The organism is Photobacterium sp. 2_MG-2023, assembly GCF_030547675.1.
Classification (GTDB): domain Bacteria; phylum Pseudomonadota; class Gammaproteobacteria; order Enterobacterales; family Vibrionaceae; genus Photobacterium; species Photobacterium arenosum.
This window is the reverse complement of record NZ_JAUOQQ010000013.1, coordinates 55,051-79,665: the sequence shown is the minus strand read 5'-3', so window position 1 is coordinate 79,665 and position 24,615 is coordinate 55,051. Positions and strand designations below refer to the sequence as shown.

The window sequence follows — 24,615 nt, the reverse complement described above, 5'->3', positions numbered from 1 at the left end:
TGGCAGGCTAAAAAAGTGCAAATCCGCCTTCAAAGCCAATTGCCATAATGTTGCCACATTTGATCAGCACATTGCCTTTTTCTCTCCCTCTTAGTGCCTGAACACTTTGTTTTAATTCTCTCATCGGCAAACGAGAGCTGCATTAACGGCCTCAGATGCTTGTTCGGATAACACAGAAATGATGAGGAAAATCAGATGAACACCATGATGAAAAAACAGGCTCTTTCCCTTTTGGTTGTCACAGCGGTGATGGGTGTCAGCACTCAGGTTCATGCGGGCCAGCAGAGTACAGCAAACACTGAACCGGTTGCACAGCAAGAACAATGGATTGGTATGGGTTCCGGTGCCGCAGTCGGCGGTCTGGTTGGTGGTCCGGTCGGTGCTGTTATTGGTGCAATGGTCGGCGGGATTATGGGTACAGCCGTTGGCCAGGAAGGTTATATCGCCAGCCAGACAGCGCGTTTGAGTGAGCAGCAGAAAACCATTTTTGCTTTGAATGAGCGTAATGCCGAGCTGGAGCCTGTTCTGAACAGCTACCAGGAAATGCAGCATGAAATGGCCAGCTTGCGCGAGACACAGCAGAAGCATGATATGGCATTGGCAATGAACGTACATTTTCGGACCGGTTCGGCAGTGATTGAGCCCCATTTTCAGGCTCAGCTGGATGAAATTGCAGAACTGATGAAGCAATCGCCAGAAATAAACTGGGAATTATCAGGCTATGCAGACCGCCGTGGCGGGTCGGAGCGTAACCAGGTTCTTTCTGAAGAGCGTGCGACTGCCGTCAGGGATTATCTGGAATCTCGGGGCGCGAACCCATTGCAAATTGTCACCATTGCTTATGGCGAAGAAGAGCCGCTTAAAATGGATGAAAGCTGGGAGTACGACTTTTTTGACCGCCGCGTCACTTTGCGTAGCCAGCAGGGGCCGGTTCAGACAGCGCAGTCGCATTAAGGGGGATGTATGGCATCGACAGCTCAGTTTACGCTCAGCAGTTGCTTAATACCGATAGCGGTTCTGGTGTTGTTTACTATGCAGCTGGCAATGAAAAGCGATGATCGCACATTGTCAGTCAGTCATCAGATCGAGGCGAAGGGATTCAATGATGGTATCTGGCAAGATATGGACAGTCTTTCACCTAATCAGTAGTTTGGTTCAGTATCAGGGGAGCCGGGTTGAACTGGCCCCTGATACCTGGGCGGGAGCACTGCTGAAGCTGACATTACTGCATTTGAGTCTGGTGTATTGCTGATAAGACTACGCGCCTTTTAACCTTTGTCTGCCAAACGTTGTGAGTAAGCCCGTGGCGAATTACACGGGCTGCTTTAAAGCTGCTCTCAGTCTGTCTTGGACGACTTCAACCAAAAGATCCGGCTGGAATTTAGAAATGAAACGGTCGCAGCCAACTTTATCGACCATTGCCTGATTAAAGCTTCCGCTGAGTGAGGTGTTTAGTGCAATGAACAGATCTTTCATCCTCTCATCACTGCGGATTTCGTGAGTCAGGCGATAACCATCCATTTCCGGCATTTCGGCATCGGTGAACATCATCAGGATCTCGTGGCTTACCTCTTTTCCTTCATCACACCAGCCTTTGAGAATATCCAATGCTTTTTGCCCATTAATGGCTTCAATGATTTCCAGACCAAGTTGCGAAAGGGTGTCCCTGATTTGTGCTCTCGCAGTTGAGGAATCGTCAACAATCAGAATTTTGCGTCCATGAAACTGACTGACTAAATGCTGATCGAGAATATCGTCAGAAATGTCTGTGTTGTATGACACGATCTGAGCCAGCACCTTTTCGACATCGACGATGCTGACCAGCCTCTCAACACCTTCTCTTTTAATTCTTGTAATGGCGGTAAGATAATTGTTTTTACCGACTTGGCTGGGTGGCGGCTGAATGTCCTGCCAGGTCATATTGGCAATGTTCATGACCTGTCCGACGAGAAAGCCCTGAACGCTTCGATTGTATTCAGTAATGATAAGGTTGGTTTCAGTGCTCTCTTCCGTTGCTCTTATACCAATAGCTTTTCGTAAATCAATGATTGGAATCGATTGTCCGCGAATGTTGGCGACGCCACAGACACTGGAATGGCTGCCTGGCAGCGAGTGCAGGTGAGGTTGTTTGACGATTTCACGCACTTTGAACACGTTAATCGCAAATAATTGAGCAGAATGAAGCCGGAAAATCAGCAATTCAAGGCGGTTCTCTCCAACAAGCTGTGTACGAAGATCGACTGCATCAAGAATGGTCGTCATAAAATGCCCGTAAATGTGGTTTTTGTTCTGAATTTCAGCAAATTATAGAGAGAGGAAGCCAATATTCCTAACGAAGGTTACAAAGGTAAGAGCAACATCCCAGTTTCATAGTGAATGCGTCAAAAGAAAAGCGCATCAATCTTGTTTTTTACCGTTGCTGGCTGTTCGTACTTAAGGTTTGTCACACTTTTCACTTTGTTGGGCTCTAAAGTGAAAATTCAGTATTAGATGCTGCTTTTCATGTGAAAGACGGCGGTATGATATTGATCTTTCATGGCAGTATTACTCAAATTCTGAATTTTATTTTTAAGATATGGCCTTTGCAGCAATATCCTGCTGCTGCTTGAGTTGTTAACTATTTTGTAACTTTTGGCGGGAAGTTGTTTTCTGTTAGGTGTTTATAATGTTTCAGAATGTAACTGGCTGAAAATGAAACATTTTAGTAACAATGCTTAGAGGAACGACCACTGTTAAACCTCTGTGAAACCTGAAACAATAGCCGCAAAAGGGCGATCCGGTGAAAGAATTGGCGCCCATTGTCATTAACGTCGGGTTTATGAGTGAGGTTCTTATGAAGTTCTTGATCATTCTGGCTGTATCGGTTGTTGCCGGTGTTTTCTCAGGGGAGCATCTTCATTCATTTATGGCCGGCTTTGGTATAGCGTCTCTGGCGGTAGGTGCGGCCTACTGGCTGGCATTCCGGGCAACACGTTATCCTCAATTGGCATTAATGCTGCTGCTAACCGGGTTAATGGCGAAAATGGGTGTTACTGTCGCTGGGGTAATGTGGGGACTGGAAAATCAGGTGATTAACTCACCTCTGGTATTTGCTCTGTCATACCTTTTCTTTTCTATTGTGGCGACTTACGGCTACTTCAAGTTGCGTGAATATCAACTTACCCGGCTTGAAACGCTCAAATTTGCCAACGCATAATGCAGAAAGGGCCACAGATAAGTGGCCCTTTGTCTTGTCACTCCGCGAACATTGCATGCCGTCGCTTTAAACGTGATGCCGTAACCCCATCTGAACCGTGCCTTTTACTTGCAGATCCGCAGTCAGTAATGCCAGATTGGCTTTATATCCTGTTCTGACTCTTCCATAGTGTGCATCCAGTCCCAGAGCTTTGGCCGGGTACAGGCTTGCCATCCGCAATGCCTCTTCTTTGCTGACACCCACATGATTAATCAGATTATGCACACCTTCAATCATGGTAATGGCCGCGCCGGCAATGGTGCCATCGGCATAATGGCATTTACCGTCAGTGACATAGGCCTTGGTGCCAGCCATATCGTACTCTTTGAGGTCAGTACCCGCTGGTGTCACAGCATCGGTAACCATAAAAAGTTTCTCTCCCAGAAGCTGGTGGGCGATTCTGATTGAGGCGTAATTCACATGAATGCCATCAACAATAATGCCGGCATGGGGTTTGCGATCAAAGATATAGCCGACAGCACCTGGCTCACGAGAATCCAGTGGACTCATCGCATTAAACAGATGTGTGGCCATACTGATGCCGTGTTTGGCTGTGTAGTCGGTGTACCGGCCATTGGTATGGCCCATAGACACTATAATGTTCGCCTCTGTCAGCTGGTTAATCACTGATTGCTCACAAGACTCAGGCGCCAGTGTGATCACTTTTATGCAGTGGGCATGGCGAATGAGATACTCAGCAGTTTCTTCATCAAGATCCCTGATGCATTGTTCCTGATGGGCCCCTTTCTTTTGGCGGTTGATGAAAGGGCCTTCTAAATGCAGCCCCAGCACTCCTTCAGATTCCGGGGTATCAATGCTTTCAATTAACTGAATGACTGCGTTAAGCGGTTCGGCTTCACTGGTAATAAAAGTGGGAAGATATTGGGTGGTACCGTAGCGAAGGTTAGTGGCATTCATGGTATCCAGGGTGGATTTGGCAATGTCTGTGTTTAGCAAGACGCCGCCACAACCGTTTAGCTGAATGTCTATGAAGCCTGCGGTGGCCAGTAAACCAGTCCCGTCCAGACAGTCGGTCGGGAGTAATTGCCGGGACTTAGCTTGCGACATGGGCATGACGGCAGAGATGGTATCTCTGTCAATAAAAATGGCTTGATCTTCAGCAATCGTGCTGCCATCAAACACGCTGATGTGGGTTATGGCGTACATGGGCCGGACTCCGAGAATGCAGAGGAGGAGATTAACCTATGGCTATCTTATTTTTTTTATGAAAATAAGATAGCCTGCATTGAATCCGGGATCAATTTATCCGTGCAATTAATGTCAACTTTGTGACTTAATTATTTGATGAGGTTTAAGATCTGCCTGAAGCTTTCGCCTTCAGCGACGCCTTGTAACTCAAAAAGTACCATTTCTGTGCACGAGACCGAGGCACCTGCTTGTTGCATACGATTCAGGGCGACTGTTTTGTTCGCCGCATTCCGTGAAGAGACAGCATCAGAAATGACTTCTACGTGGTAGCCTTTACGAAGTAAATCCATGGCGGTTTGATAGACACAAATGTGCGCTTCTATCCCGACCAGCAGCACGTTCTTGCAACCAGTGGAAACTAAAGCGTCCATAAAGTCGATCGACTGGCAACCGCTGAAACAATTTTTGGCGATGGGCGTCTGATCAGTGAGGTGCTCAGCAATCTGCGGAATTGTGGGCCCAAGCTTATCGGGTAACTGCTCTAACCAGATGACAGGTAATTGAAGGGCTTTTGCCCCTTGAGCCATGACTGACAGGTTTTGATAGAGGGTATCAGTGTCTGACATCAGGCTGGCCAGCTTTCCCTGAACATCAACGATCACCAGCGCGGTTTTATTGCGATCCAGCATAGGAATGTCCTTATCTTAAATTCACCGTTATGTGCTTTTACATGAAAAGTTTAGCGGTGATTGCTCTGTGGTTATAGGGCAGAACATGGTTCTATCTGACCATAAAGTCAAGTCGGTTTGGTATTTTGTCTGCCCCTTAAGCTAAAATAGTTTGGTGAAGCCGACCAAAGCGAAAAGCCTTGTAACTTGTTTCATCTTTACATTGTGGGTAAATGACGGAACAATGACCCGATATTGAAACGTACCTGAAAAACCATGACTGAAAAAAAATCGAATCCTCTTACTGATCTTATCTTCAATGTCATCGTACCGTCTGTGGTACTGATGAAGCTGAGTGGCCAGGAACAACTGGGCCCTGTTAATGCATTGATACTGGCACTGGCTTTCCCGATTGTGCTGGGTGGCTATGAACTGATCAAGCACAAGAAGTTTAACTTCATTTCGTTATTGGGCTTTGTCAGTGTACTACTGACCGGTGGAATAGGTTTACTTGAACTTGATAATCAATGGCTTGCAATTAAAGAAGCGTTGATTCCTGGTTTAATTGGGCTTGTGGTGTTTGTCTCTACATTCACTAAGTACCCTGTTGTAACCAAAATGATTTTCAACGATGCCGTCCTGAATCTCTCGCTGATTAAAGAGAAATTGACACAAAATGGCAAACTAACCGAATTCAATAAGTGTCTGGCACAGTCTAATTATTTGTTTGCCAGTACGTTTGTGTTTTCCTCAATAATGAATTACGTACTGGCCACCACCATAGTAACCAGCCCGGCAGGGTCAGAAGCATTTAATGAAGAGCTGGGTGAAATGACGCTGCTGAGTTATCCGATGATCGCGATTCCTTCCATGCTGATGATGTTCGGTATCTTTTATTATGTCTGGCGCTCTATCCGGCGCATGACTAATCTTGAAGCTAACCAGATTTTCAAGATGCAGTAATACCGCCAAGGGCTTACCACTGAGTAAGCCCTTTTTACATCTGTGTATCACAGAGTCGATGACGGTCTTGTACGCAGATATCGGGCAAAACGAGGGATCTGGTTATGTGTAAATCCGTTATATCTGATGGTGACTATACTTCCGATTTCAGGGGGAACGGCACGATCTGCATCTGAAAAACCCGTACCGATTTTAAAGGGCGGCAAAGCATCCATCTTTACCCAAAGTGCCCCCATTAACCCCTGATATTTCCCTTTCCCTGGCTCGTAACCAACAACGATGGCTTCCGCATCTTCGAAGCGTTTTATTTTTACTAAGCTGTCTGACCGGCCTGCGACATAGGGTTGAGAAGCATGGTGTAACATTATTCCTTCACCGCCATCGGCTTCTATCTCTGCTAGCCAGTTCTTCACCATGGCTATTGAGGCCAGTTTTCGCTGCTCTATGATGTTGATGTATGGATGATTGGATGCATTGACCAGTGTGGTTACATGGCGCCAGCGTTCATCAAATGAACCAGGATATACGGGGGCATCAAAGACCATGAATCGGATCTTTTCCCATTGCTCACGGTTTGGCGATGCGTCCAGCACTGTTTGTGACACCAGATGAAAAGCGCCTCTTCCGGCCCATAATTCACCTTCTAACACATCATCAGGCAAACCAGCCGTGAACCACTGTGGTGCATGAATAACGTGCCCTGTCCGGGTTTGTAGCTGCTGGCCATTCCAGTGAGCGCGAATGCCATCTAATTTCTCGCTGACCCAATAATCGGTGATTCTTGTACCCAAAGGGAGCAGAAACGAGTCATCCTGCCAGACAGCCGAAGTTGCTCTCATTGTTACTGTTTCTTTGGCATAACTGATTGGGCTCAGCATTAAGGTGATGATCATCGCCAACTCAGATTGCTTCATGTTAGTTTCCTCCGGGGGCTACAAGGGCAAAAAGTAACCGGACACTGTCATATCCAGATTTTATTCCGAGGGGAAAAGCGACAGAGTGCGGCAGGAATGTGATTCTGAATAGCTAATTTTCTATCGCTATCATAGACTTTGCGAATGAAGCCTCAATGAAGCTTGATATAGTTCTGACATCGGTTCGCATCGATTGTGGTAATTTGTGTCTATGCCACTTAGCTACCCAGGGCTCTTGCCGTCATTTGGGTATATTGGGCTGGTTATCGATGCGTAATCATGTATTGAACTGGGTAGTTTGTTAGGAGAAAGGAATGGAGTTGATGTCGAACTGGAAAGTGACTCTGGTTGCCGGTTTAATCGCAGGAATGCTACTGGCATCGGCAATAGGGCACATTCAGCATCAGCCAACGGTTGCGGAAATGGACAACCTTCGTGAGATAAACACTGAGCAGGCGGAGCAAATACAAAGCCTGAGCACGCGGTTAGAAGCGATGGCGTCAATGGAAACTCAAAAAGCGATTGAATTTGAAGAGTTACAGCAGCAACTTGAGCAAAGAACGCTGGAGCTATCTTCAGTACGTGAAGAGCACGCAAAGCAGATGGCGGCCCTTAAGCAACAGAAAAAGCAGCTGGTTGTGACCAAAAAACAATTAGGCACCAAAGTAGAGACGCTGACTGAAGCAACCCAAAAACAGCAGACTGTACTGTCCAACTCTAAAGCGTTGTACCAGCAGCAGCTAGGGCTGCAAAAACAGCTCAGCCAGGTGGAGGCTGATGTGAAACAAGCGCGGCGTGTTGCAGAAGAGTTCAAAAAGCCGTGCGACGAGTTTAAATCCGGCAAGAGCTGGAACTGGGTTTCTCAGGCTGATTGTGATCGTTATGAAGCAAAATTATCTAAAGTGGCTGAAGCTGAAGTGGAACGAACGGCGCTTCAGAACGAACTTGATGAACTGAATGAGAAAATCAATGTTACATTGCCAAAAGATGAGTGATGTTCATGACGATCAACAAGTGTCAACCTGGCAACCTGAGCATTCAGGATGTGTTTTCAGACATACCAGATAACCTGCCGGAAGAGCTGTTTCAGACTCTGATTAATACGTCTGATGTACGTATTGAGCGAATCATCTCACGTGGCCACCAAACACCACCTGACGAGTGGTACGATCAAAATGAAGATGAATGGGTGATGGTCATTCAGGGTGCCGCCGAGCTGGCATTCGATGATGGCCGTTTGCCCGTTCGGTTACGTGAAGGCCAGAGTATCTACCTTCCTGCACACTGCCGTCACCGGGTCAGCTGGACGGCTCCCGGCGCGAATACCATTTGGCTGGCCGTATTTTTTCCGCCTGACTGCAATGACCTGTCAATTCTGCCTGAATAAAACCGGCATCAAGAAGATACCGGAGCTGTTGTTGTCTGGTTTTCACTGTGCCGCCAGATAAGGTTTAGCCAACCGGCAAAGCTAGAGCAACTGGAAACTGACGAGCGCTCGCTAATACCTCGGCTTTTTTGGTGATAGTGGCAGCGCTAAGCTGCTGCGTCACTGTAAAGCGAGCTTCCAGAGGCAATGTCAGGCCGCTTTGTTCAGCGGTAATCAATCCGTCTTCTACCAGCTTTTTAATGATGATCTCTGCGGCGGTTAATGCAGAGGACGCTTTAACGATCTCGGTGCGGGCATAGCGGTATCCATCAAACGAGACATCGGCAGCGCGAAGAGAGGGATCGTCTCCCGGAATCTGTTGCGCCCCAAACAGTGGCGGGCCGCCGACACTGGCTGTTTTATACGCTGGCAGATGTTTGGCAATATGCGCGATGGCCCTGTGCGTTCGTTGCTCTATATCACTGGGCTGCCAGCCGTTTCTCAGCATATTTTTGTATAGCGGATTTAAAACAGGTTGAGCACTGTGTTCAGTGCTGCTGACCAGGCCGTCTTTGAAGAGCGTGATGTCTTCTGTCATGCCGTGTAATTGGAAGTAGCCGTCCGGGTAGGGAGTAAGCTGAGCCATTCCCAGCGGGGTGCCACGCTGACCATGGAAAATAATTTCAGGCCATTCTGCTTTGCTGTCTTCCCACCGGGTAACATAGGCCGCTTTAAATTCGACTAAACGTTTACGTTTATAATGCGCCATATCGTCTAAGGTACCGGTTCGGTAACCGCACGCATTGATCAGATAATCCACTTCCTCTTTGTGGCTGTTGTAAACGCTACTGTTTTCACCCAGAGAACGGTAAGTAATTTGCCATCTACGGGTCTGACTATCCTGCTCTATATGGGTGACTTTGGTATGTGTTCTGACCTGGCTGCTGGGAAGCGCATCCAGTCCCAGAGTGACAGTGGCGGCTAAACGAAAAACACTTACGCCGTACTCCTGAACAAGTACGATGGGGAATTTGAAATTATCCAGGTCAAGGTGTTTTGCGACCGGAACCATCCAATCGTCAGGCGCTGTCGCATGGTCGGGCATTTCACGTTGAGCCAGTCTTTCCAGATCTTCGCGATAATAGAGACGGAAATAATCATCAGGCTCGCCCAATACCGCATTTGCCGCATCAATCTGAACCAAGGCTTTATAGTGTTGTTCAAGCAAAGTCAGCCGGGGAAGCAATAAGTCGGGATGGCCGGGATCCTGTTTCGGAACCGCGATGACTGTGGGGCGAATATTAGCGCTGTGTTTATAGACTCTTAACGTATCGACAGACTGTGTCAGCAGTTGGAGACACTGCTCATCTGAAATGTCACGATACAGATTGCCACCTGCGTGTAAGTGGCAGATAGGAGGACCATTAACCAGGCTTGGCCCTTCCTCGAAAAGATTGACAGAGAAACCTTGCTCGGCAAGCCGAAGTGCAATGGTAGAACCTGCCATTCCGCCGCCAATAACCCCAATTTTCAGATGGCTAAAAGGTTTGTTTGTGCCAGTTTCAGTTGTCATCAGCGGTAAATTCAACATTTTTGTAATTAGTTCTCATGCCGGACATTTTACTTGTCTGGCGCTCCGTTTGAAACAGTGAACATAAACAAACTCATTGATTGTTCATTTTTCTGTCAGTGTGAATTTACAATGTAAACATTGTGCGTGTAGGTGCACATTCAGGGTTAAGTTGCCAATCTGCATGATTGATAAAAGCCTGACCCGACACCTTGCGGATTTACCTGCTGTCAGTGGTATTTTTTTGACTTGAATGACCAAGAAAGACCCATTTTAGGGTTTTTGTCACAGATTATGCTTAAAAATCGCTTTAGCTGAATGTCTTAATAAAGATAACGGCGCGCTATAACCTGCTTATAACCTTGCCAAAATTGACATTCCTGACTAAACCCTTAGAGGTAGTGGTGAACTAATAACAAGGAAAATTTTATGATTCGAATAATCAAATTTGTTCCGTTGGCGATTTTTTTGTCTGGTTCAGTTGTCGCCGCGACAGAGAATCCGTGGTATTTCGGCGCCCGAGTGGGTGGCACACATTTCAACAATTTTGATGGTGCTATTGATGGCCAGAAAAGTGATTACGGGCAAGATGACTGGGGTGGAGGCGTTTTTCTGGGATATCAGTTCTCTCCTTCGGTTGGTTTAGAGGGTGGTTACACCTACCTTGGTGAAGCCGATTATGATTTAGGCAGTGGTGGCTTTGAAGCTTATGGTTTGGATTTAGTTGCCAAGCTGACATGGCCTGTAACAGATGTTGTTGACTTGTATGCTAAAGCGGGCGGTTTTTTCTTTAATGTCGATAACACGGTAAATGGTGCAGATGATAGTGGTACATCGGGCACTGCAGGGGTTGGGGCTGAGTTTTATATGAATCCCAACGTATCAACACGCTTAGAATATCAATATTACAATCAGGTTGGGCGCAGTGAGCCTGGTAAGGCAGATATTCATTTCTACGGTTTGAGCCTGGTTTATCACTGGGGAGCACCAGCGGCCGCGGCAGTTGTTGAAGAGGCGGCTCCGCTGCCAGAGCCCGCGCCTTTACCTGCTGCGACTATCCAGCCACTTCGGGTGGCATTGCCGTTTAACTTTGACAGTAGTCAGTTAACGCAAGAAGATATCACGCGCCTGCAACCCATTGCCGATCGTTTAGTGAATTATCCTGACAGTAAACTTCAGGTAATTGGCCACACAGATGCTTCAGGTACATCGGCTTATAATCAGAAACTGTCTGAAGAACGGGCAGCAGCAGTCGCTGGCTATCTGGCGGGCTACTTCAGTATTGGTATGGACAGAATTGAGATTAAAGGATTTGGCGAGCGGGATCCTATTGCAACGAACAACACTGAAGAAGGACGAGCGCAAAACCGGCGGGTAGAAGCTTATATGCCTGGTATGTCAGCCAGTAGTGCCAAATAGTTAAATAAATTATTTCCATTGAAAGCCTTCGCTAGCCGAAGGCTTTTTCTTTAAATGGGAAAAGTAATGTGATTAATGAAGGAAATAAATTAGTGCATTATCGCTCAATTACATTTTAGCTTGAACATCAATTCCAGAAGTGCAATAAGGCACAAGCATTAAATGCTGTAATCCATCAACGTCATCACTGTATGCAACTTGGTACGCTTTTTGGTGAAAAACGTAAATTGAGGATTACTTATGAACAAATGGAAAGTCACTTTCACACTAACAGCGTTATACGCTTTTACGGTTTTTCCTGCATATTCTGCCGCTGTCGATCCTGGTTCTGAGCGAGTATATGAACCGAGAATCGTAGGGGGCGTTGATGCAATCAGCCAGGACTGGCGCTTCTTTACGCAGATAACTAGTCGCTTTAGTAACAGATCATTTTGCGGGGCAAGTTATTTAGGTGGCGGATACGTATTAACGGCGGCGCATTGCGTTGATGGCGATTTGCCGGGGGATTTAGCGGTAAAAGTTGGGGCACATCAATATAATGGCACGGATGGACTTCGTGCTAATGTCAGCCAGATTCATATTCATCCTCAGTACGTTCGCAGTACATTAAGCTATGATATCGCAGTGCTTAAGCTGGATAATGATGTGAATGCGCCTGCGGTTGATATTGCTACGGGCAGTTTGCATCAATATGTGATTGAAGGTGATGATTTGAGAGTTGCTGGCGTGGGACGGCTCTCGGAAGGCGGCATCAGCCCGACAATCTTGCAAGAAGTGACAGTGCCTCTCGTCAGTGATCACGTTTGCCAACAAAGTGGGGGCAGTTATCAGAATGTCGGCATCGACAACTTTTGTGCCGGCTATCCGCAAGGCCAAAAAGATTCATGCCAGGGCGACAGTGGCGGTCCCATCATTGTGAAACACAATAATCAAATAATTCAATTGGGAATTGTTAGTTGGGGGATTGGATGTGCGAGACCAGATCAGTATGGTGTTTATACTGATATTGCTGCGCTAAGAGAGTGGGTTGACAGTGTGATTGGCGGTCAGGTTGATACCCCTTCACTGGCTTATGATGCAATTACAAACTTGGCTGATTTCACTGTAGGTGAGCGGGTAAGCCATGCTTTTACATTTAAAAATACAGGCTTGGCCCAAGCAAACATTACACGTGTGAATATATTGGAGGCGGGGGTTGCTGAGCAAGCTGTTATTGTCAGTGATACTTGTTCCTCGGCTTCTTTGAATCAGCACCAAAGCTGTAGTGTGCTGGTAGAGTTCGGTGCGGGTACACCCGGAAATGCGAAAGTGACGTTGTCTCTTATTGCTCATCACTCTCAATCCGCAATTGAGGCGGTGGTCCAGGCATCTGTACTCAGCGCTGATGGCAGCCAGAACGGAGGCAGTTACGATTACGCTTATCCTGAGGGGCTGGGCCAATATGGTGCAGGCACTATTGTTTTGGGGACCAATGGGATGAGATATCAGTGCCGACCTTACCCGAACAGCAACTGGTGTAATTCAGGGGGACCGTATGCTCCTGGCACGGGTTGGGCAGCAGGCGATGCATGGAACGCACTTTAAGAAAATAATTGCTGATTGTTGATATCTGTAAGCCGTCAGTACAGAAAGGCATCGCTATTTGCGATGCCTTGATAGTTAGCCTGGTGCTTTACAGTTGGGATGTGTTGCTGTTGAAACGGGCAAACGGCCGATTTCACGCCGTAAATCATCAATACGTGATGCATGGGAAGGGTGGGTTGACAGTATTTCCGGAGGTTGCCCGCCGCCGCTGGCTTTGCTCATGTTTTGCCAAAGCGCCACGCTCTGATTCGGATCGAAACCGGCTTGTGACATCATTCGCAGCCCAATGATATCGGACTCCGATTCCTGCGCACGGCCATAAGGCATCAGAATGCCGTACTGTACACCAAGCCCGAGCCCGGCCATGGCCATTTCCTGATACTCAGTGCCACCGAGGGCGACACTGGAAATTTGCAAACCAAGGTTGGCTAACTGTGAGCGGGACAAGCGCTCATTGCTGTGTTTGGCAAGGACGTGACCAATTTCATGGCCGATAACAGTTGCGAGTTGATCCTGATTCTTTGCGACTTTCAGCAGGCCGGTATACACGCCGATTTTTCCGCCGGGCAGCGCGAAGGCGTTCACCTGATCACTGTCGAATACTACCACTTCCCAGCTTGGTGCTTCTGGCTGGCGGCCAAGCGATGCAGTTAAAGCGCGAGTGACACACTGAACATAGGTGTTAACCTGAGGATCAGTATTGATCTTTTCCTTTGTTTTCATCTCTTCAAATGACTGTGCGCCCAGTTGCGACATGTCCTGTTCAGAGAACAGCAGTACCTGTTGCCGGCCAGTGGGTGAATTACTGCAAGCAGCCAGCAGTAACGCACTTGCCAGCAAACTGGTAACGGGTAAATGGCGAAATGCAATCATAGTTCTCACTCCTCGCTTTTTAGTATATGCCATCCTGTACATCGCTTATCAGCCATTTATATAGATGTTATGCTGGCGCAGTCTAGCTTGTTATAAGGAATCGCAATGTCGATTTGGCAAAAGAAATTTGATCTTAACGACTTAAATCAAACCTCAGTGAACACCCTGGTTCAACACCTCGGAATCGAATACAGTGCCTTTGATGACAATAGCTTGACGGCAATAATGCCAGTAGATTCAAGAACTCACCAGCCTTTTGGTATGTTGCATGGTGGAGCATCGGTCGTTCTGGCTGAAACTCTGGGGTCGATTGCTGCTAACATGTGTGTCAGTGACAATAAGTACTGTGTGGGTCTTGATATCAATGCCAATCATGTACGTGTTGTTCGTACTGGCTTTGTTAAAGGAACGGCCAGCCCTGTACACCTAGGGGCAACGACTCAAGTCTGGCAAATTACTATCACCGATGAGCGGGATAATCTTGTGTGTACAAGCCGGTTAACTATGGCGGTACTAAAACATAAAAAGAAGGACGAAGCATGATTCTGACATTCAGCCAGGGTAGGATTGTAGCTAATCAGCATGAGTTGGTTATTCGTCTTGAAGGGACGGGTAAAGTGACTTTGCAGGCAAGGGCCGATGATATCCGGTTGCTAAGACAACCAAATATCATTACAGCAACAGGGAGTGGCGTGCAATGGTCAATACATTTGGATGATGATGCACAACTTAAAGCCCTGTCAGATTGTATGGGTATTGCCATTGATTCTCATCGTAATTAGAGATTATTTCCTTTTTATAATTATTAGCCATACTTTTACCTTTTTTGGGGGATATATCGCGAAGTTAAGCTTAATGGCTTTTATATCTGATCATTTTTCTACAAAATCGAATGATTACATTTGATTTTTCGATGTATTTAGAGCTTGCAGATTAGCTATTTATTGATGTGGCTATAAGAAAGGATATCTATGCAAGAACCTCAACTTAACAGAATTGCGGTTAACGCTTTTCGTGCTCTGTTTAGCAGTTGCCCTGATTTTTGTAACCTGCAATCTACTTTTTATGGTTGGGTTGCATTTCTTGCTACAGAGAAACGACGAGTGGTTATCAAATTTTGCCGGCAGGCTGGCCGGCTGAGTCAGGAAATTAATTCTCTTAATCGCTTAAGATCAATGGTCGATTGTAAAGTGCCTGAAATTTTATTTTTTGGCTGTGAAGAAGGGCATGAATTTATTGTTATGGAGTGGGTGGAGGGTGTCCCGGCAAATGAACTACCGAATGAAGCACATGTACTGAAGGTATTTTCTGAACATTTTACAGACATTCTTATTAATATGCACAATCAACCCCATGATGAGGGGTTTGAAATAGCAGAGAATAAGTATGATTCCCAGATAATACCTGCATTTGAAATATGGATGGACCCGGTATTTCAGTACGTATTAGACAGAGAATCCCCTTTCTCAGCGGAGCTGAAAAATCATTTCGAAAAACTCTGGGATGACCGTCAGCATGTATTGGAACCCATGAATGAAAAGCCATCTTTTGTGCATGATGATTGTCATTTAGCGAATGTCCTTTTTGATGCAAAGACGTTTAAAGTGGCGGCAATTCTTGATCCTGCCGATGCCGGCATAAAGCATCGGGAGTTTGATGTGTTCCATTTAAATGATATTCGTCCTGAATTGGATCTCATTGCTCGTTATGTGGCGAAATATCCCCTTGCCGAAGGTTATGAAATGCGGCGCTGGTATTTAAGCCTCTGGGACGATGCAAAACATGCATCAAATATCGGCTGGTATGATGAGCAAAGCTTCATGTATAAACTGCAGGAATACCATGTCTTATCTAAAAGGACTGGCAGGATATTTTGAGAGATGTCGCCAAATTGTTTACAATATGCGCGTATTCTCGACCTTTAGTGGCAGCCGTATGAAAAAATTGCTCTTTTTGTTTGTAATATCTCTTCTGTCGGGTTGTGTGTCTTCTCCTTCGACTCAGACCTCAGATCAGAGTGTGGACGTGGCTCAAACTGATAAATCCATAACGTCAGTGCCGGAGAAGCAATCTGAATCAGCTAAGGTGGTTCCGTCCGCACCGGTTGTTGTCACGCCTGCGGAAACCACGCCTCAAACAGCTAACACTCAGCCCCCTGCCGTTAAGGCGCAGCCAAAGAAAGTGAAAACGCGCGATGGCAAGTTGATCCTGGGTCAGCACGAGTGGGTGTGGCTGAGTCCGGCAAAGCAGTTCGTGAAAGTACGGATTAACCAGGAACAAAAAGCATCGACTCTTGGTGTGACCTCACTGGTTCCTTTCGAGCGTGATGGTAATGAATGGGTCAAATTTACTGCTCGCGGTATGGACTTCGAATTACCCGTGACCCGGTGGTCGGGAAAAGAGGACACTAAATCAGCCATTGTCCAGGTAAGAACCATTCTGGGTGATCTTAACGCACTAACCGATTTTGCATTAGTGGAAGGCAAAGATGTTGTGCTTGGTGAGAATTTCACAAAAGACGTGGCGATTGTCGATTCAACCCGTGACTTTGTTCAGCCTAAAAAGAAGAAATGAAGATGCGCGGCAAGACACAGTCTTGATGACAGTGAGCCAGGCAGCCATAAACTGCCTGGCTCAGTGCGATTACGCAGATCTTGTCTGAACTGAGACTTCATAGCTGGTGAATTTACGCACATTGATAACACCAGTGTCGAATATCAGATATTGCCCTTTGATACCAAGTAAAATCCCTTCAACAACAGGTTCTTTGTCGAAATTGTGCGACTGTATTTTCTTTGGATACAAGCTAACCGGGTAAGCAATCTCGACTATGTCCTGATTAAGACGTTCAATGGAATCTGCTCCAAAATGCAGTAACAAATCCTGTAGCTTTTCCTCAATCGCTGGCAGCAGTTTTTCTGCTTCCGCGGTCAAATCGATCGACGCTGCATCTCCTTTCAGCATTGCTCGCCAGTTGGTTTTATCGGCAATAAATTCAGCTAAGGCAACTTCAGCTAACCCGGAAAGATGACGGTTTTTCACTTTTAGTATAGGTAAAGCCTGTGTGGCCCCCTGATCAATCCAACGGGTCGGAATTTGGCTATGACGGGTGATCCCAACTTTAAGGCCTGAAGTATTGGACAGGTAAACATAGTGAGGCACCATACAGTGTGAATCACCCCATTCAGGCTCCCGGCATGTACCTTGCGCATAGTGGCAGGTTTCAGGCTTCATTACACACATGTCACAGCGAGCCAGTTTTTTCATACACGGAAAGCAATGGCCTTGCGAATAGCTCTTTTTCGTCTTTCTTCCGCAGGCATCACAGAAAATATTGCCGCTGAACGTGAGTTGCAGGTGCTGACCAATCAACGGGTTCAGATCGAGGGTTTGGTCTCCAACCAGCAGTTGATAACTGACGACATCGCCAAGCGATGAACGCATTTTACTTAATGTACCTTGCATGATAATTCTCTGCTTACATTGCTTAATATGGGATCTTTGCCCCTGTAGGGTGAGTGTACCATTTCAGGCTTCAACAAGAAAAACCGGCCCAGGTGAAGTGAGCCTGCAGCGTTGTGGATCAACGTTAGGGCGCTTCACTTGGGCCGGTTCAGAAACCGTATTGAATTAACGGTTTTCCAGGCGGTTATAGTCCAGCAAGCCACTTTCAATTGGCCTGTACTGGCGATTGATTTGATTTAACTTATCGCTGAATGCCCAGAAGGCAGGATTAGTTCGACGTACGGCGACGTTATTCAACAGTGCCCGGTAATCCTGCTCACTGTAGATTCTCTTCGCTTGCGAAACAATATCCGGCAGATCAGTTTCTCTGATATGCCAGAAAGCGCTTGGATAACTGCCAAGCAAACCGTTAACCAGTGTCAGATTATCGTTAGACGGTAATCGGTTTTTCTCCTCGTCGAACAGACTTGAAATGTTTTTGTGCGCGCTGTTACGCACAAGGGTCAGCAACTGCGGTGGTGTATTTGGCTCTGCTGGCTCAATCATGATAAAGGTCAGTTCAGGAAACAGCGTGGCCTGGCGACCTTGTATCCGGGCTAAAGCACGTAACTGATTGAGACTCGCTTTACTGAGTTGCACATTGTCCAGTGAATAACGGGTGTTATTCTGATCGACATCTTTGAGCTTGGTCTGCAGCATTCCCAACAGCTCGGCTTTGGGATTTGACGTTTTATACTCAATACCCGACGGCTGTGAGAAGTCGTTGATATCACCTTCAAGATAATGCAACAGGCTCTGGTTCGAATCCTGATACCAGTTGGCAAGTTCCGCACGACGCGTTGCAGGAGGGAGGAGCGACAGGAAGTTTGACTCACCTTCCATACGCAGGAAATCCATATACATCCTGGTCAGTAACTGGTGGCCAAAATTGCCGTACACATCAAACCCGGCAACGAGAAGATAATGGATACGCTCAATCAGTGAATAGTCAAGCACCCAAGCGGTTTTGGGGTGTTCACCCACCAAGCCTTTAACTACGGTTGCGCTGTCAAAATGGCGGAAAATAGTAAGGGCAGCGTTGTCGTTGGTGCCATCTCCATCCCAGATCAAATCGGTCGTCAGATGCTGGCCATTTTTCAAAGCATCATTGAGATAGGCATTTTTTGCCTTAAGAAACCGTCCTTGTTGTTTTGAGTATGTCACCCAATTATGCAGTGGCAGGGTGGTGCTGTTTTTCTCTGCCGGCAAGCGAAGATTATCGGCCTGAGTGGCATAAAAGGCTGCCACTTGCGGTGAGTCAGCGATATCTGGATCGACGAAGACAACCCAGAACCTGTCATTGATAACATTCAGAGCTAATTGACCCCGACAGACAGGACCTTTGATAAACCCCATGATAGTGTGCTGAGCATTGTCGATCATATACCGGTAACGGGCACCAACAGGCAACTGCTCAAAGGCGAGCAAGGGGTTAGCAGCAAGCTCCGGGGTATAACCGGGCAAGGCGCTCACTGTATAGTCTGGTTTAATGAAGTGTGCTTTCAGGCGAGCCATACGTTCGCCGGTAAGGGCAAATGGCATATGGGTTTTGTCTATAATGGTTTCCCGAACCGGCAGGATTCGATAATAAACGCGCTTAACGCCAGGATCATCAAAGGGACGACGGGTGGCAATGATATCTACCGGTTTTCCTGGTGCTGTGCGTGAACGTACAATCCTGAAAAATGGGGGGTGCTCAGCTGATTGCTCAGCATCGGGAAAATAGAGATGCGAAACAAACCAGTGCTCATACAGATAGCGCGCGGTAAGCTGATGTTTTAAATCATCTGCATTGAGAAAAGCTTCCCACTCCGTTATTTGAGGTTTTACTGCCTGAGGCGTCTCATATTGCGTTGCCATCGGCGCACCGGCAGCAATCCAGTCCATAAGAATCTGGTTTTCATCATCTGCTAGCTTAGGTAGCCCGTACGGCATGCCCCATAGAGGATAACTCTGCTCGTAAGCTGACATTTCTTCAATGGTCGGACATTGCTCATTTCTGTCCAGGGAGAAATCCCAGTTGCCAGACAGTACCTGCTCATCAGGCAGGGGATGGGTTTGTTTCAGCATTAACATTCTGGAGATTACACTGAGCTGCGTATTGGCCTCTGAGCTTTGCACTCTTTCGTTAAGTACTGCTGTAAATCCTTTCCTGCGCCATACTTCAGTGCTGTGGGCGTCCACGAACATACGGGTTGTGTTAGCAGCAATCAGACGGGTGCCCTGATAGACTTTTTCTTTGTTTGCCCCTCTGTCTATGCCTTCGGCGGAGGACATTTTTAACTGACAGGGCGCATCGTAACAGGCATGGCAAACTACGCAGCGATTCTCCACCAAAGGTTTGACTTCATTGAGATACCGTTGAGCCAGGCTTGTTTCAGCAGGCAGAATTCTTTTCTGAGGCGCAGGCTTGCCGTACATCTGGTCGAGATTAAACCCGGCATAGGTTGCACAACCGGATACGATCAACCCCAGGAGAAGTAACAACGGACGTCGAGTCAGTTTGGATAAATGAACAGTCATATGAGATAAATATCTGCCATAAAAGCAATAAGTATAAGCAAAGAGTCGGTTATCTCAAGAACTCATATAAACAACGTTCGATTGATAAGGCTGTTGATGGCCGTCAGTTTTGCACTTTCTGGGAGAACAGGAAAGGGCAGGGAGCATGATGCTCCCTGAATGTTACTGATTGAAAATAGCTTGGAACTCTTTCTTCATTGGCGGATGACGGCGAGCCTGTTTTAATTGCTTGCACAGGTCTTTAACACAATTGCGCAGCACTTTATCAAGAAGTACTGCTTTGTATTCACTTTGCTCTTCTTCGCTCATGTGATCCGGCAACTGTGTTTCTTGCATTTCGGTCAGAAAATCAACACCGGCATAGCTTTGGCTTAATGCAACAAGTGCATGAAATTGTTCAAAGTTGTCTAAAATATTTTGCGCGCTGCCAGGCAGCTCATCCCACGCTTCACGTGATGTCGTCTCTGAGACTTTATACACATTGATCAGCATGTTGAGCAGTTCGTCAGGCACTTTTTCGAATTCAACAACCTGGCGCAGTTCAGGTGAACAATCGTCCAGTGTATATTCTGTGTTTTCAACCTGATCCAGGTCTTGTTTTTCAATCTCAGACATACAAATTCCTAAGCATGTAAAAAGTAAAGGAAGCGAATCCTAATGACATGGCACCAAAAGTCAATATAGATGACTTTTTCCTGTTGGATGTAGAGATACTGACCAAGGTATTTACAATGTGATGTTAAGGCCAAAACTGGCAAGCACAGATGCGGAAGTAAATTGAGAGGTTGTGACCGGTGTTGAGTAATGATAAGTCACGCAGCCAACTCTGTGTGCTATAAATGGATAAAGCCAATGCTAAATAAATTCAATAGGATAACCTGATGGACGCAATGCGGATATTGCTGGTGGATGATGTTCAGGTTGAGCGCCTGCAATTGGCAATACGTTTGCAACGACTTGGCCATAGCGTGGAAGCCGTTGGGTCTGGTGTCGAAGCGATTGCGCGCTATCCTGCTTTTGAACCTGATCTGGTACTGATGGATATCAGCATGCCCGATATGGATGGGGTGGAGGTTGTCAGGCAGCTTCGTATTCAGCATACCGAATGGGTGCCGATTATTTTTTTGAGTGGTCATGAAGAACCTGAAATGATTGCAAAAGCCATTGACATGGGGGGAGATGATTACTTGGTGAAGCCAGTCGATAAAACCGTACTGGTCTCGAAACTCAAAGCGATGCAACGTATTGCGAATATGCGGCATCAGTTGAAATCAGCGTCTGAACAACTCAGGCTGGCAAATGAAAAACTGTCTGAACAAGTTAATGAAGACGGGCTGACTAAGATTGCTAATCGCCGGTACCTCGATCAGAAACTGGCCGAATTTATTGCGCTGCATGGCCGAAATAATCAAGCGCTGACCATGATTATGATCGATGTCGATCACTTCAAATCTTATAACGACCACTATGGGCATTTAGAAGGCGATCGCTGTCTGCAGTTAGTTGCGAAAGAGCTTAAAGACAACTTTAGCCGGGCAGGTGAGCTGGTTGCCCGTTATGGCGGTGAAGAGTTTGTTGTTTTATTGAGTCATTGTGAGCAGTCTCGGGCAGTGAAAGAATGCGAACGGCTGAAACAATGTATAGAAAGTTTGGAAATTCCGCATCAGTATTCCCCGACAGCAAAGATAATCACAGTCAGCCAGGGTATGGCTTCCTGGACGCCAACCGGGCTGGAGTCACCTGAATATGTTTATCAAATTGTTGATAAAGTTCTTTATCAGGCAAAAGAGCAAGGCCGAAATTGTTACATTGCCGCTGAATTTACCTGATCATGCAACGGCTAACACATTGACTCTGGTCACCATCTGACCTGATGGCGACGTTTCCGCTTGTCGGATTATTTGACCATGCTAATCTCTCTTCACATCATGCCTGTCGGCATAGTTGCCAGATATTGATAAGAAGAAAGGATAAAAAGTATGGATATGTCTCTTACCCACATTGAAGCCCGAGTGATTGGCTGTCTGCTGGAAAAAGAAGTCACAACACCGGATCAGTATCCATTAACCCTGAATGCTCTTACGACTGCCTGCAATCAAAAAAGCAATCGTGACCCTGTCATGTCGCTTGATGAAGCAGTGGTCATGGACACGCTTGAGAGTCTGAAATCAAAGCGTTTAATTCAGGAAATAACAGGGTTTGGCAGCCGTGTGGCTAAATACCAGCACCGATTTTGCAATACTGAATTCAGCACACTGCAGTTCTCTGAACAAGAAAAGGGCATTATCTGTGTGTTGCTGTTGAGAGGTCCGCAGACGGCAGGAGAAATTCGCACCCGCACTAATCGCTTATGCCACTTTGCTGATGTGAAGGAAGCTGAGAATGTGCTTACTGCGCTGGCTGAAGGTGGTAAAGGGCCTTTTGTACACAGGTTGCCACGTGAAGCCGGGAAGCGCGATAGCCGATACATGCACCTGTTTAGTGGTGATGACTTTGTGGGTGTCTCTTCCGATGTCGCAGACAGCGTTGATCATGTGTCGGACAGTTCATACAGTGATGTTGTAGAAGACAGGCTAGCGCTGCTGGAGAGCGAAGTTGTTGCATTGAGAGAAGAAGTATCAGCACTGAAAGATAAAATCAGAGAGTTATGTGAATAAGCGTGATCCTGCACCAATCTGGTCCGTCTATTTAATACGTACACGCTGTAATCGCCTATATTGTGGAGTAACGACGGATGTTTTCCGTCGTTACTCCGAACACCAATCCGGTAAGAAAGGGGCGCGTTTCCTTAAAGGAAAAGGCCCCTTGACACTTGCCTGGTACTCACGGGTTGGGGATAAGCGCAATGCGATGCAGCTTGAATATAAAATAAAGCAATTGCCTAAATCGACGAAAGAGGCGCTGGCTGCTGAAAAAATCGCCATTGCTGAGCTATTCCCCGACTACTTTGTTGGTGCGCTCTGATTAAAAGAGCGTGCCGAGATTATTGTCATTGCGTAGAAGTAGGGGATTTTCGTGAAATCATCATGGATTTATCATAGATTGCTGGGCGTCAGCCTGCTGACGGCAACCATTACTGTTCCTTCCTATGCGGCGGGCATTACCGCACATCCGGTACCTGGCCAGCCACTGAGCGAAAATGCACAACGTTTAATCAATTTGTACACGACTTTTATGTTAAAAGACGCAGTGTTGCAAGCATGCACTCGGAGCATGGAACAAACGCGAACGCAGGTTAATCATCAATACATTGAATATTCCCGCCTTGCCTTAGAATATATTCAGGCCGGGCGATTAGTAGTGAAAAAGCAACTACCTAAAGTCGATTTGATTGCCTGGCAATCGAAACTGGCCAATTCGCAAGAATATTATGTAAATGGGTTTAGTGAATTCTCTGATGAACGTGTAACATTGGAATGTCAACAGGTTGCCAATGCCCTTGAAGCGATGAATCAACGCTTTGCAGCATTGCGATACTGAATATTTCATTTTGATTTTTACTGAGAAGCCCAAATATGGCTCTGAAAGCCACCATTTACAAAGCACATATCAATGTCGCCGATCTCGATCGGGGTCGTTATCTCGACGGTTCGCATACGCTGGCCTGCCATCCTTCAGAAACGTTGCAACGCTTAATGCTGCGTTTAGTGGCGTGGGGTTTACATGCCGATGAGGCGTTGGTTTTTACAAAAGGCTTATGTGACACAGATGAACCCGATCTATGGGTAAAAAACCTGCATGACGGCATTGAGCTTTGGCTCGAACTCGGGTTGCCTGATGAAAAAAGGCTTCGCCGTGCCTCGCAGAAAGCAGAGCAGGTTGTGATTTACGCTTATGGTGATAACGCTGCCCCTGTCTGGTGGCAGTCGATGAAATCCAAGGCGGCCCAATTAAAAAATGTATCCGTGGTTTTCATTGAAGATGACGTACTCGAATGCCTGGAAGGCATGGTAGAACGAACCATGCAGCTCCAGCTAACCATCGAAGGTGAGCTCTGCTGGCTGTCGAGTGAAACAGCCAACTGTACAATAGTACCGCAGTGGTGGCAGCGCGGGGAATGAACCTGCTGACTAGCAATGAGTGGCACTTCGCCACTCATTGCTCGGCATAAGAACAGGTACGTTCTCACACGTCGATTTCAACTCTTTCCAAGTGATGCTGACTTGTACGTTAGTTGTGCTGGCGGCAGAAAGCCCAATGATAACCGTCTCTTATTGCTGGCTCACAGAAGGCCGCTGGCTCACTGCCTGCAACCAGGCCTGTATGTGCGGTAGGGAGCCATCCACGGTAATATGTAATTTTTCCATGAAGTGACACATAACGAATGCCGTAATGTCGGCAATGGAAAATCTCTCTCCGGCAACAAACGCCGACTCAGACAGCCGTTTATCCAGTACAGGCAGAAATGCGATTAACCGCTGACGTGATACCTCTCCCCATGATTCCACACAGGTCTCTCTGTCCTTGTAGACGCCGGTAATATTTCTGAAAGCTTGCAGGGCAACAAATAAGCCCTTCAATTCCACGATTCTTTGCCACATTTCCACTTGCGCTTTTTCCAGCGGGGTATTGCCAAACAAGGAATTTTCGCTGGGATGAGTTTCATCGAAGTACCGGCAAATGGCGACAGACTCGCTAATCGTTGTGCCGTCATCGAGTTCAAGAACAGGTATCAGTCCATTCTGACTCTTAGCCTGAAAAGCGTCCGATAAGTTTTCACCGCCGCGAATATCAATTGAAATCCGTTCAACGTCAATGCCCATTTCCGCAAGGAAAATACTGACACGGCGAGCACTTGGGGATGGGGCTAGTTCATAGATTTTCATGGTTTTTCCTTTAACGGAATG

General features: G+C 46.7%; 27 protein-coding genes. 17 read left to right on the top strand and 10 right to left on the bottom strand.

Features of this window, described 5'->3' with window-relative positions; all coding sequences use genetic code 11:
* Window positions 1–195 precede the first annotated feature (195 nt).
* Both pdsO and Q4491_RS12315 read left to right on the top strand, forming a co-directional pair.
* Window positions 196–954, top strand: coding sequence for a sortase-associated OmpA-like protein PdsO (gene pdsO, locus Q4491_RS12320; RefSeq protein ID WP_303457816.1), 759 nt, complete (start codon window positions 196–198; stop codon window positions 952–954).
* A 9-nt stretch (window positions 955–963) separates the two neighbouring features.
* Window positions 964–1,149, top strand: a complete 186-nt coding sequence (locus tag Q4491_RS12315; protein ID WP_218385519.1) for a hypothetical protein — start codon at window positions 964–966, stop codon at window positions 1,147–1,149.
* Between the two features lie 162 nt (window positions 1,150–1,311).
* Here Q4491_RS12315 and Q4491_RS12310 read toward each other — a convergent pair whose 3' ends face one another.
* Window positions 1,312–2,262 carry a chemotaxis protein CheV gene (locus Q4491_RS12310; protein WP_218385517.1) on the bottom strand — a complete coding sequence of 317 codons (951 nt, stop codon included), beginning with the start codon at window positions 2,260–2,262 and terminating at the stop codon, window positions 1,312–1,314.
* 571 nt (window positions 2,263–2,833) lie between these two features.
* Between Q4491_RS12310 and Q4491_RS12305 the strand changes: the two genes are divergently transcribed.
* Window positions 2,834–3,196 (top strand): NADH:ubiquinone oxidoreductase, encoded by a 363-nt coding sequence (locus Q4491_RS12305; RefSeq protein WP_303457814.1) that lies wholly within the window; start codon window positions 2,834–2,836, stop codon window positions 3,194–3,196.
* Between the two features lie 66 nt (window positions 3,197–3,262).
* On the opposite strand, the gene nagA is transcribed toward Q4491_RS12305, so the two are convergent.
* Both nagA and Q4491_RS12295 read right to left on the bottom strand, forming a co-directional pair.
* Window positions 3,263–4,402: an N-acetylglucosamine-6-phosphate deacetylase gene (nagA, locus tag Q4491_RS12300; protein ID WP_237795948.1), complete on the bottom strand. Its 1,140-nt coding sequence runs from the start codon at window positions 4,400–4,402 to the stop codon at window positions 3,263–3,265.
* Window positions 4,403–4,533: 131 nt separating this feature from the next.
* Window positions 4,534–5,073, bottom strand: coding sequence for a hydrolase (locus tag Q4491_RS12295; protein ID WP_303457811.1), 540 nt, complete (start codon window positions 5,071–5,073; stop codon window positions 4,534–4,536).
* A 255-nt stretch (window positions 5,074–5,328) separates the two neighbouring features.
* Between Q4491_RS12295 and Q4491_RS12290 the strand changes: the two genes are divergently transcribed.
* Window positions 5,329–6,015: a VC0807 family protein gene (locus Q4491_RS12290; RefSeq protein WP_027251102.1), complete on the top strand. Its 687-nt coding sequence runs from the start codon at window positions 5,329–5,331 to the stop codon at window positions 6,013–6,015.
* Window positions 6,016–6,062: 47 nt separating this feature from the next.
* On the opposite strand, the gene Q4491_RS12285 is transcribed toward Q4491_RS12290, so the two are convergent.
* Window positions 6,063–6,929 carry a DNA ligase gene (locus tag Q4491_RS12285; RefSeq protein ID WP_303457808.1) on the bottom strand — a complete coding sequence of 289 codons (867 nt, stop codon included), beginning with the start codon at window positions 6,927–6,929 and terminating at the stop codon, window positions 6,063–6,065.
* 323 nt (window positions 6,930–7,252) lie between these two features.
* Here Q4491_RS12285 and Q4491_RS12280 point away from each other — a divergent pair, with 323 nt between their 5' ends.
* Together Q4491_RS12280 and Q4491_RS12275 are read left to right on the top strand one after the other, a co-directional pair.
* Window positions 7,253–7,924: a chromosome segregation ATPase gene (locus Q4491_RS12280; RefSeq protein ID WP_303457805.1), complete on the top strand. Its 672-nt coding sequence runs from the start codon at window positions 7,253–7,255 to the stop codon at window positions 7,922–7,924.
* A gap of 5 nt (window positions 7,925–7,929) precedes the next feature.
* Window positions 7,930–8,316 (top strand): cupin domain-containing protein, encoded by a 387-nt coding sequence (locus tag Q4491_RS12275; protein ID WP_303457804.1) that lies wholly within the window; start codon window positions 7,930–7,932, stop codon window positions 8,314–8,316.
* Between the two features lie 64 nt (window positions 8,317–8,380).
* Here the strand turns inward: Q4491_RS12275 and Q4491_RS12270 are convergent, their stop codons facing one another.
* Window positions 8,381–9,868 carry an FAD-dependent oxidoreductase gene (locus tag Q4491_RS12270; protein ID WP_303457803.1) on the bottom strand — a complete coding sequence of 496 codons (1,488 nt, stop codon included), beginning with the start codon at window positions 9,866–9,868 and terminating at the stop codon, window positions 8,381–8,383.
* 426 nt (window positions 9,869–10,294) lie between these two features.
* On the opposite strand from Q4491_RS12270, the gene Q4491_RS12265 reads away from it, so the two are divergent.
* Window positions 10,295–11,284 carry an OmpA family protein gene (locus Q4491_RS12265; protein ID WP_218385512.1) on the top strand — a complete coding sequence of 330 codons (990 nt, stop codon included), beginning with the start codon at window positions 10,295–10,297 and terminating at the stop codon, window positions 11,282–11,284.
* A 240-nt stretch (window positions 11,285–11,524) separates the two neighbouring features.
* Window positions 11,525–12,868 carry a trypsin-like serine protease gene (locus Q4491_RS12260; RefSeq protein WP_303457802.1) on the top strand — a complete coding sequence of 448 codons (1,344 nt, stop codon included), beginning with the start codon at window positions 11,525–11,527 and terminating at the stop codon, window positions 12,866–12,868.
* 75 nt (window positions 12,869–12,943) lie between these two features.
* On the opposite strand, the gene Q4491_RS12255 is transcribed toward Q4491_RS12260, so the two are convergent.
* A complete protein-coding gene (locus Q4491_RS12255) occupies window positions 12,944–13,741 on the bottom strand; it encodes a M48 family metallopeptidase (protein WP_192013937.1) in 798 nt (265 codons plus the stop codon).
* Window positions 13,742–13,846: 105 nt separating this feature from the next.
* On the opposite strand from Q4491_RS12255, the gene Q4491_RS12250 reads away from it, so the two are divergent.
* From Q4491_RS12250 to Q4491_RS12235, 4 genes are all read left to right on the top strand, one after another.
* Entirely contained in the window at window positions 13,847–14,284 is a 438-nt protein-coding gene (locus Q4491_RS12250; RefSeq protein ID WP_192013935.1) for a hotdog fold thioesterase, read from the top strand.
* Window positions 14,281–14,523 carry a DUF3389 domain-containing protein gene (locus Q4491_RS12245; RefSeq protein ID WP_192013934.1) on the top strand — a complete coding sequence of 81 codons (243 nt, stop codon included), beginning with the start codon at window positions 14,281–14,283 and terminating at the stop codon, window positions 14,521–14,523. The genes Q4491_RS12250 and Q4491_RS12245 overlap by 4 nt, the downstream gene beginning before the upstream one ends.
* 189 nt (window positions 14,524–14,712) lie before the next feature.
* Window positions 14,713–15,618 (top strand): phosphotransferase, encoded by a 906-nt coding sequence (locus Q4491_RS12240; RefSeq protein ID WP_303457799.1) that lies wholly within the window; start codon window positions 14,713–14,715, stop codon window positions 15,616–15,618.
* A 58-nt stretch (window positions 15,619–15,676) separates the two neighbouring features.
* Window positions 15,677–16,315 (top strand): RimK/LysX family protein, encoded by a 639-nt coding sequence (locus Q4491_RS12235; protein WP_192013932.1) that lies wholly within the window; start codon window positions 15,677–15,679, stop codon window positions 16,313–16,315.
* 69 nt (window positions 16,316–16,384) lie between these two features.
* On the opposite strand, the gene Q4491_RS12230 is transcribed toward Q4491_RS12235, so the two are convergent.
* From Q4491_RS12230 to Q4491_RS12220, 3 genes are all read right to left on the bottom strand, one after another.
* Window positions 16,385–17,206, bottom strand: a complete 822-nt coding sequence (locus Q4491_RS12230) for a DUF2797 domain-containing protein (protein ID WP_192013931.1) — start codon at window positions 17,204–17,206, stop codon at window positions 16,385–16,387.
* Between the two features lie 165 nt (window positions 17,207–17,371).
* The gene (locus Q4491_RS12225; protein ID WP_303457795.1) at window positions 17,372–19,768 is read right to left on the bottom strand and encodes a fatty acid cis/trans isomerase; all 2,397 of its coding nucleotides are present in this window, start codon (window positions 19,766–19,768) and stop codon (window positions 17,372–17,374) included.
* A 162-nt stretch (window positions 19,769–19,930) separates the two neighbouring features.
* Window positions 19,931–20,383, bottom strand: coding sequence for a DUF3069 domain-containing protein (locus tag Q4491_RS12220; RefSeq protein WP_192013929.1), 453 nt, complete (start codon window positions 20,381–20,383; stop codon window positions 19,931–19,933).
* Between the two features lie 266 nt (window positions 20,384–20,649).
* On the opposite strand from Q4491_RS12220, the gene Q4491_RS12215 reads away from it, so the two are divergent.
* From Q4491_RS12215 to Q4491_RS12195, 5 genes are all read left to right on the top strand, one after another.
* Window positions 20,650–21,597 (top strand): diguanylate cyclase, encoded by a 948-nt coding sequence (locus Q4491_RS12215; protein ID WP_192013927.1) that lies wholly within the window; start codon window positions 20,650–20,652, stop codon window positions 21,595–21,597.
* 150 nt (window positions 21,598–21,747) lie between these two features.
* A complete protein-coding gene (locus tag Q4491_RS12210) occupies window positions 21,748–22,425 on the top strand; it encodes a YceH family protein (RefSeq protein ID WP_218385504.1) in 678 nt (225 codons plus the stop codon).
* Entirely contained in the window at window positions 22,418–22,732 is a 315-nt protein-coding gene (locus tag Q4491_RS12205; RefSeq protein WP_218385502.1) for a GIY-YIG nuclease family protein, read from the top strand. The genes Q4491_RS12210 and Q4491_RS12205 overlap by 8 nt, the downstream gene beginning before the upstream one ends.
* 51 nt (window positions 22,733–22,783) lie before the next feature.
* Window positions 22,784–23,248: a hypothetical protein gene (locus Q4491_RS12200; RefSeq protein ID WP_192013923.1), complete on the top strand. Its 465-nt coding sequence runs from the start codon at window positions 22,784–22,786 to the stop codon at window positions 23,246–23,248.
* 35 nt (window positions 23,249–23,283) lie between these two features.
* Window positions 23,284–23,829 carry a YaeQ family protein gene (locus Q4491_RS12195; RefSeq protein WP_303457790.1) on the top strand — a complete coding sequence of 182 codons (546 nt, stop codon included), beginning with the start codon at window positions 23,284–23,286 and terminating at the stop codon, window positions 23,827–23,829.
* Window positions 23,830–23,979: 150 nt separating this feature from the next.
* On the opposite strand, the gene Q4491_RS12190 is transcribed toward Q4491_RS12195, so the two are convergent.
* The gene (locus Q4491_RS12190) at window positions 23,980–24,594 is read right to left on the bottom strand and encodes a glutathione S-transferase family protein (RefSeq protein ID WP_218385497.1); all 615 of its coding nucleotides are present in this window, start codon (window positions 24,592–24,594) and stop codon (window positions 23,980–23,982) included.
* Window positions 24,595–24,615 lie beyond the last annotated feature (21 nt).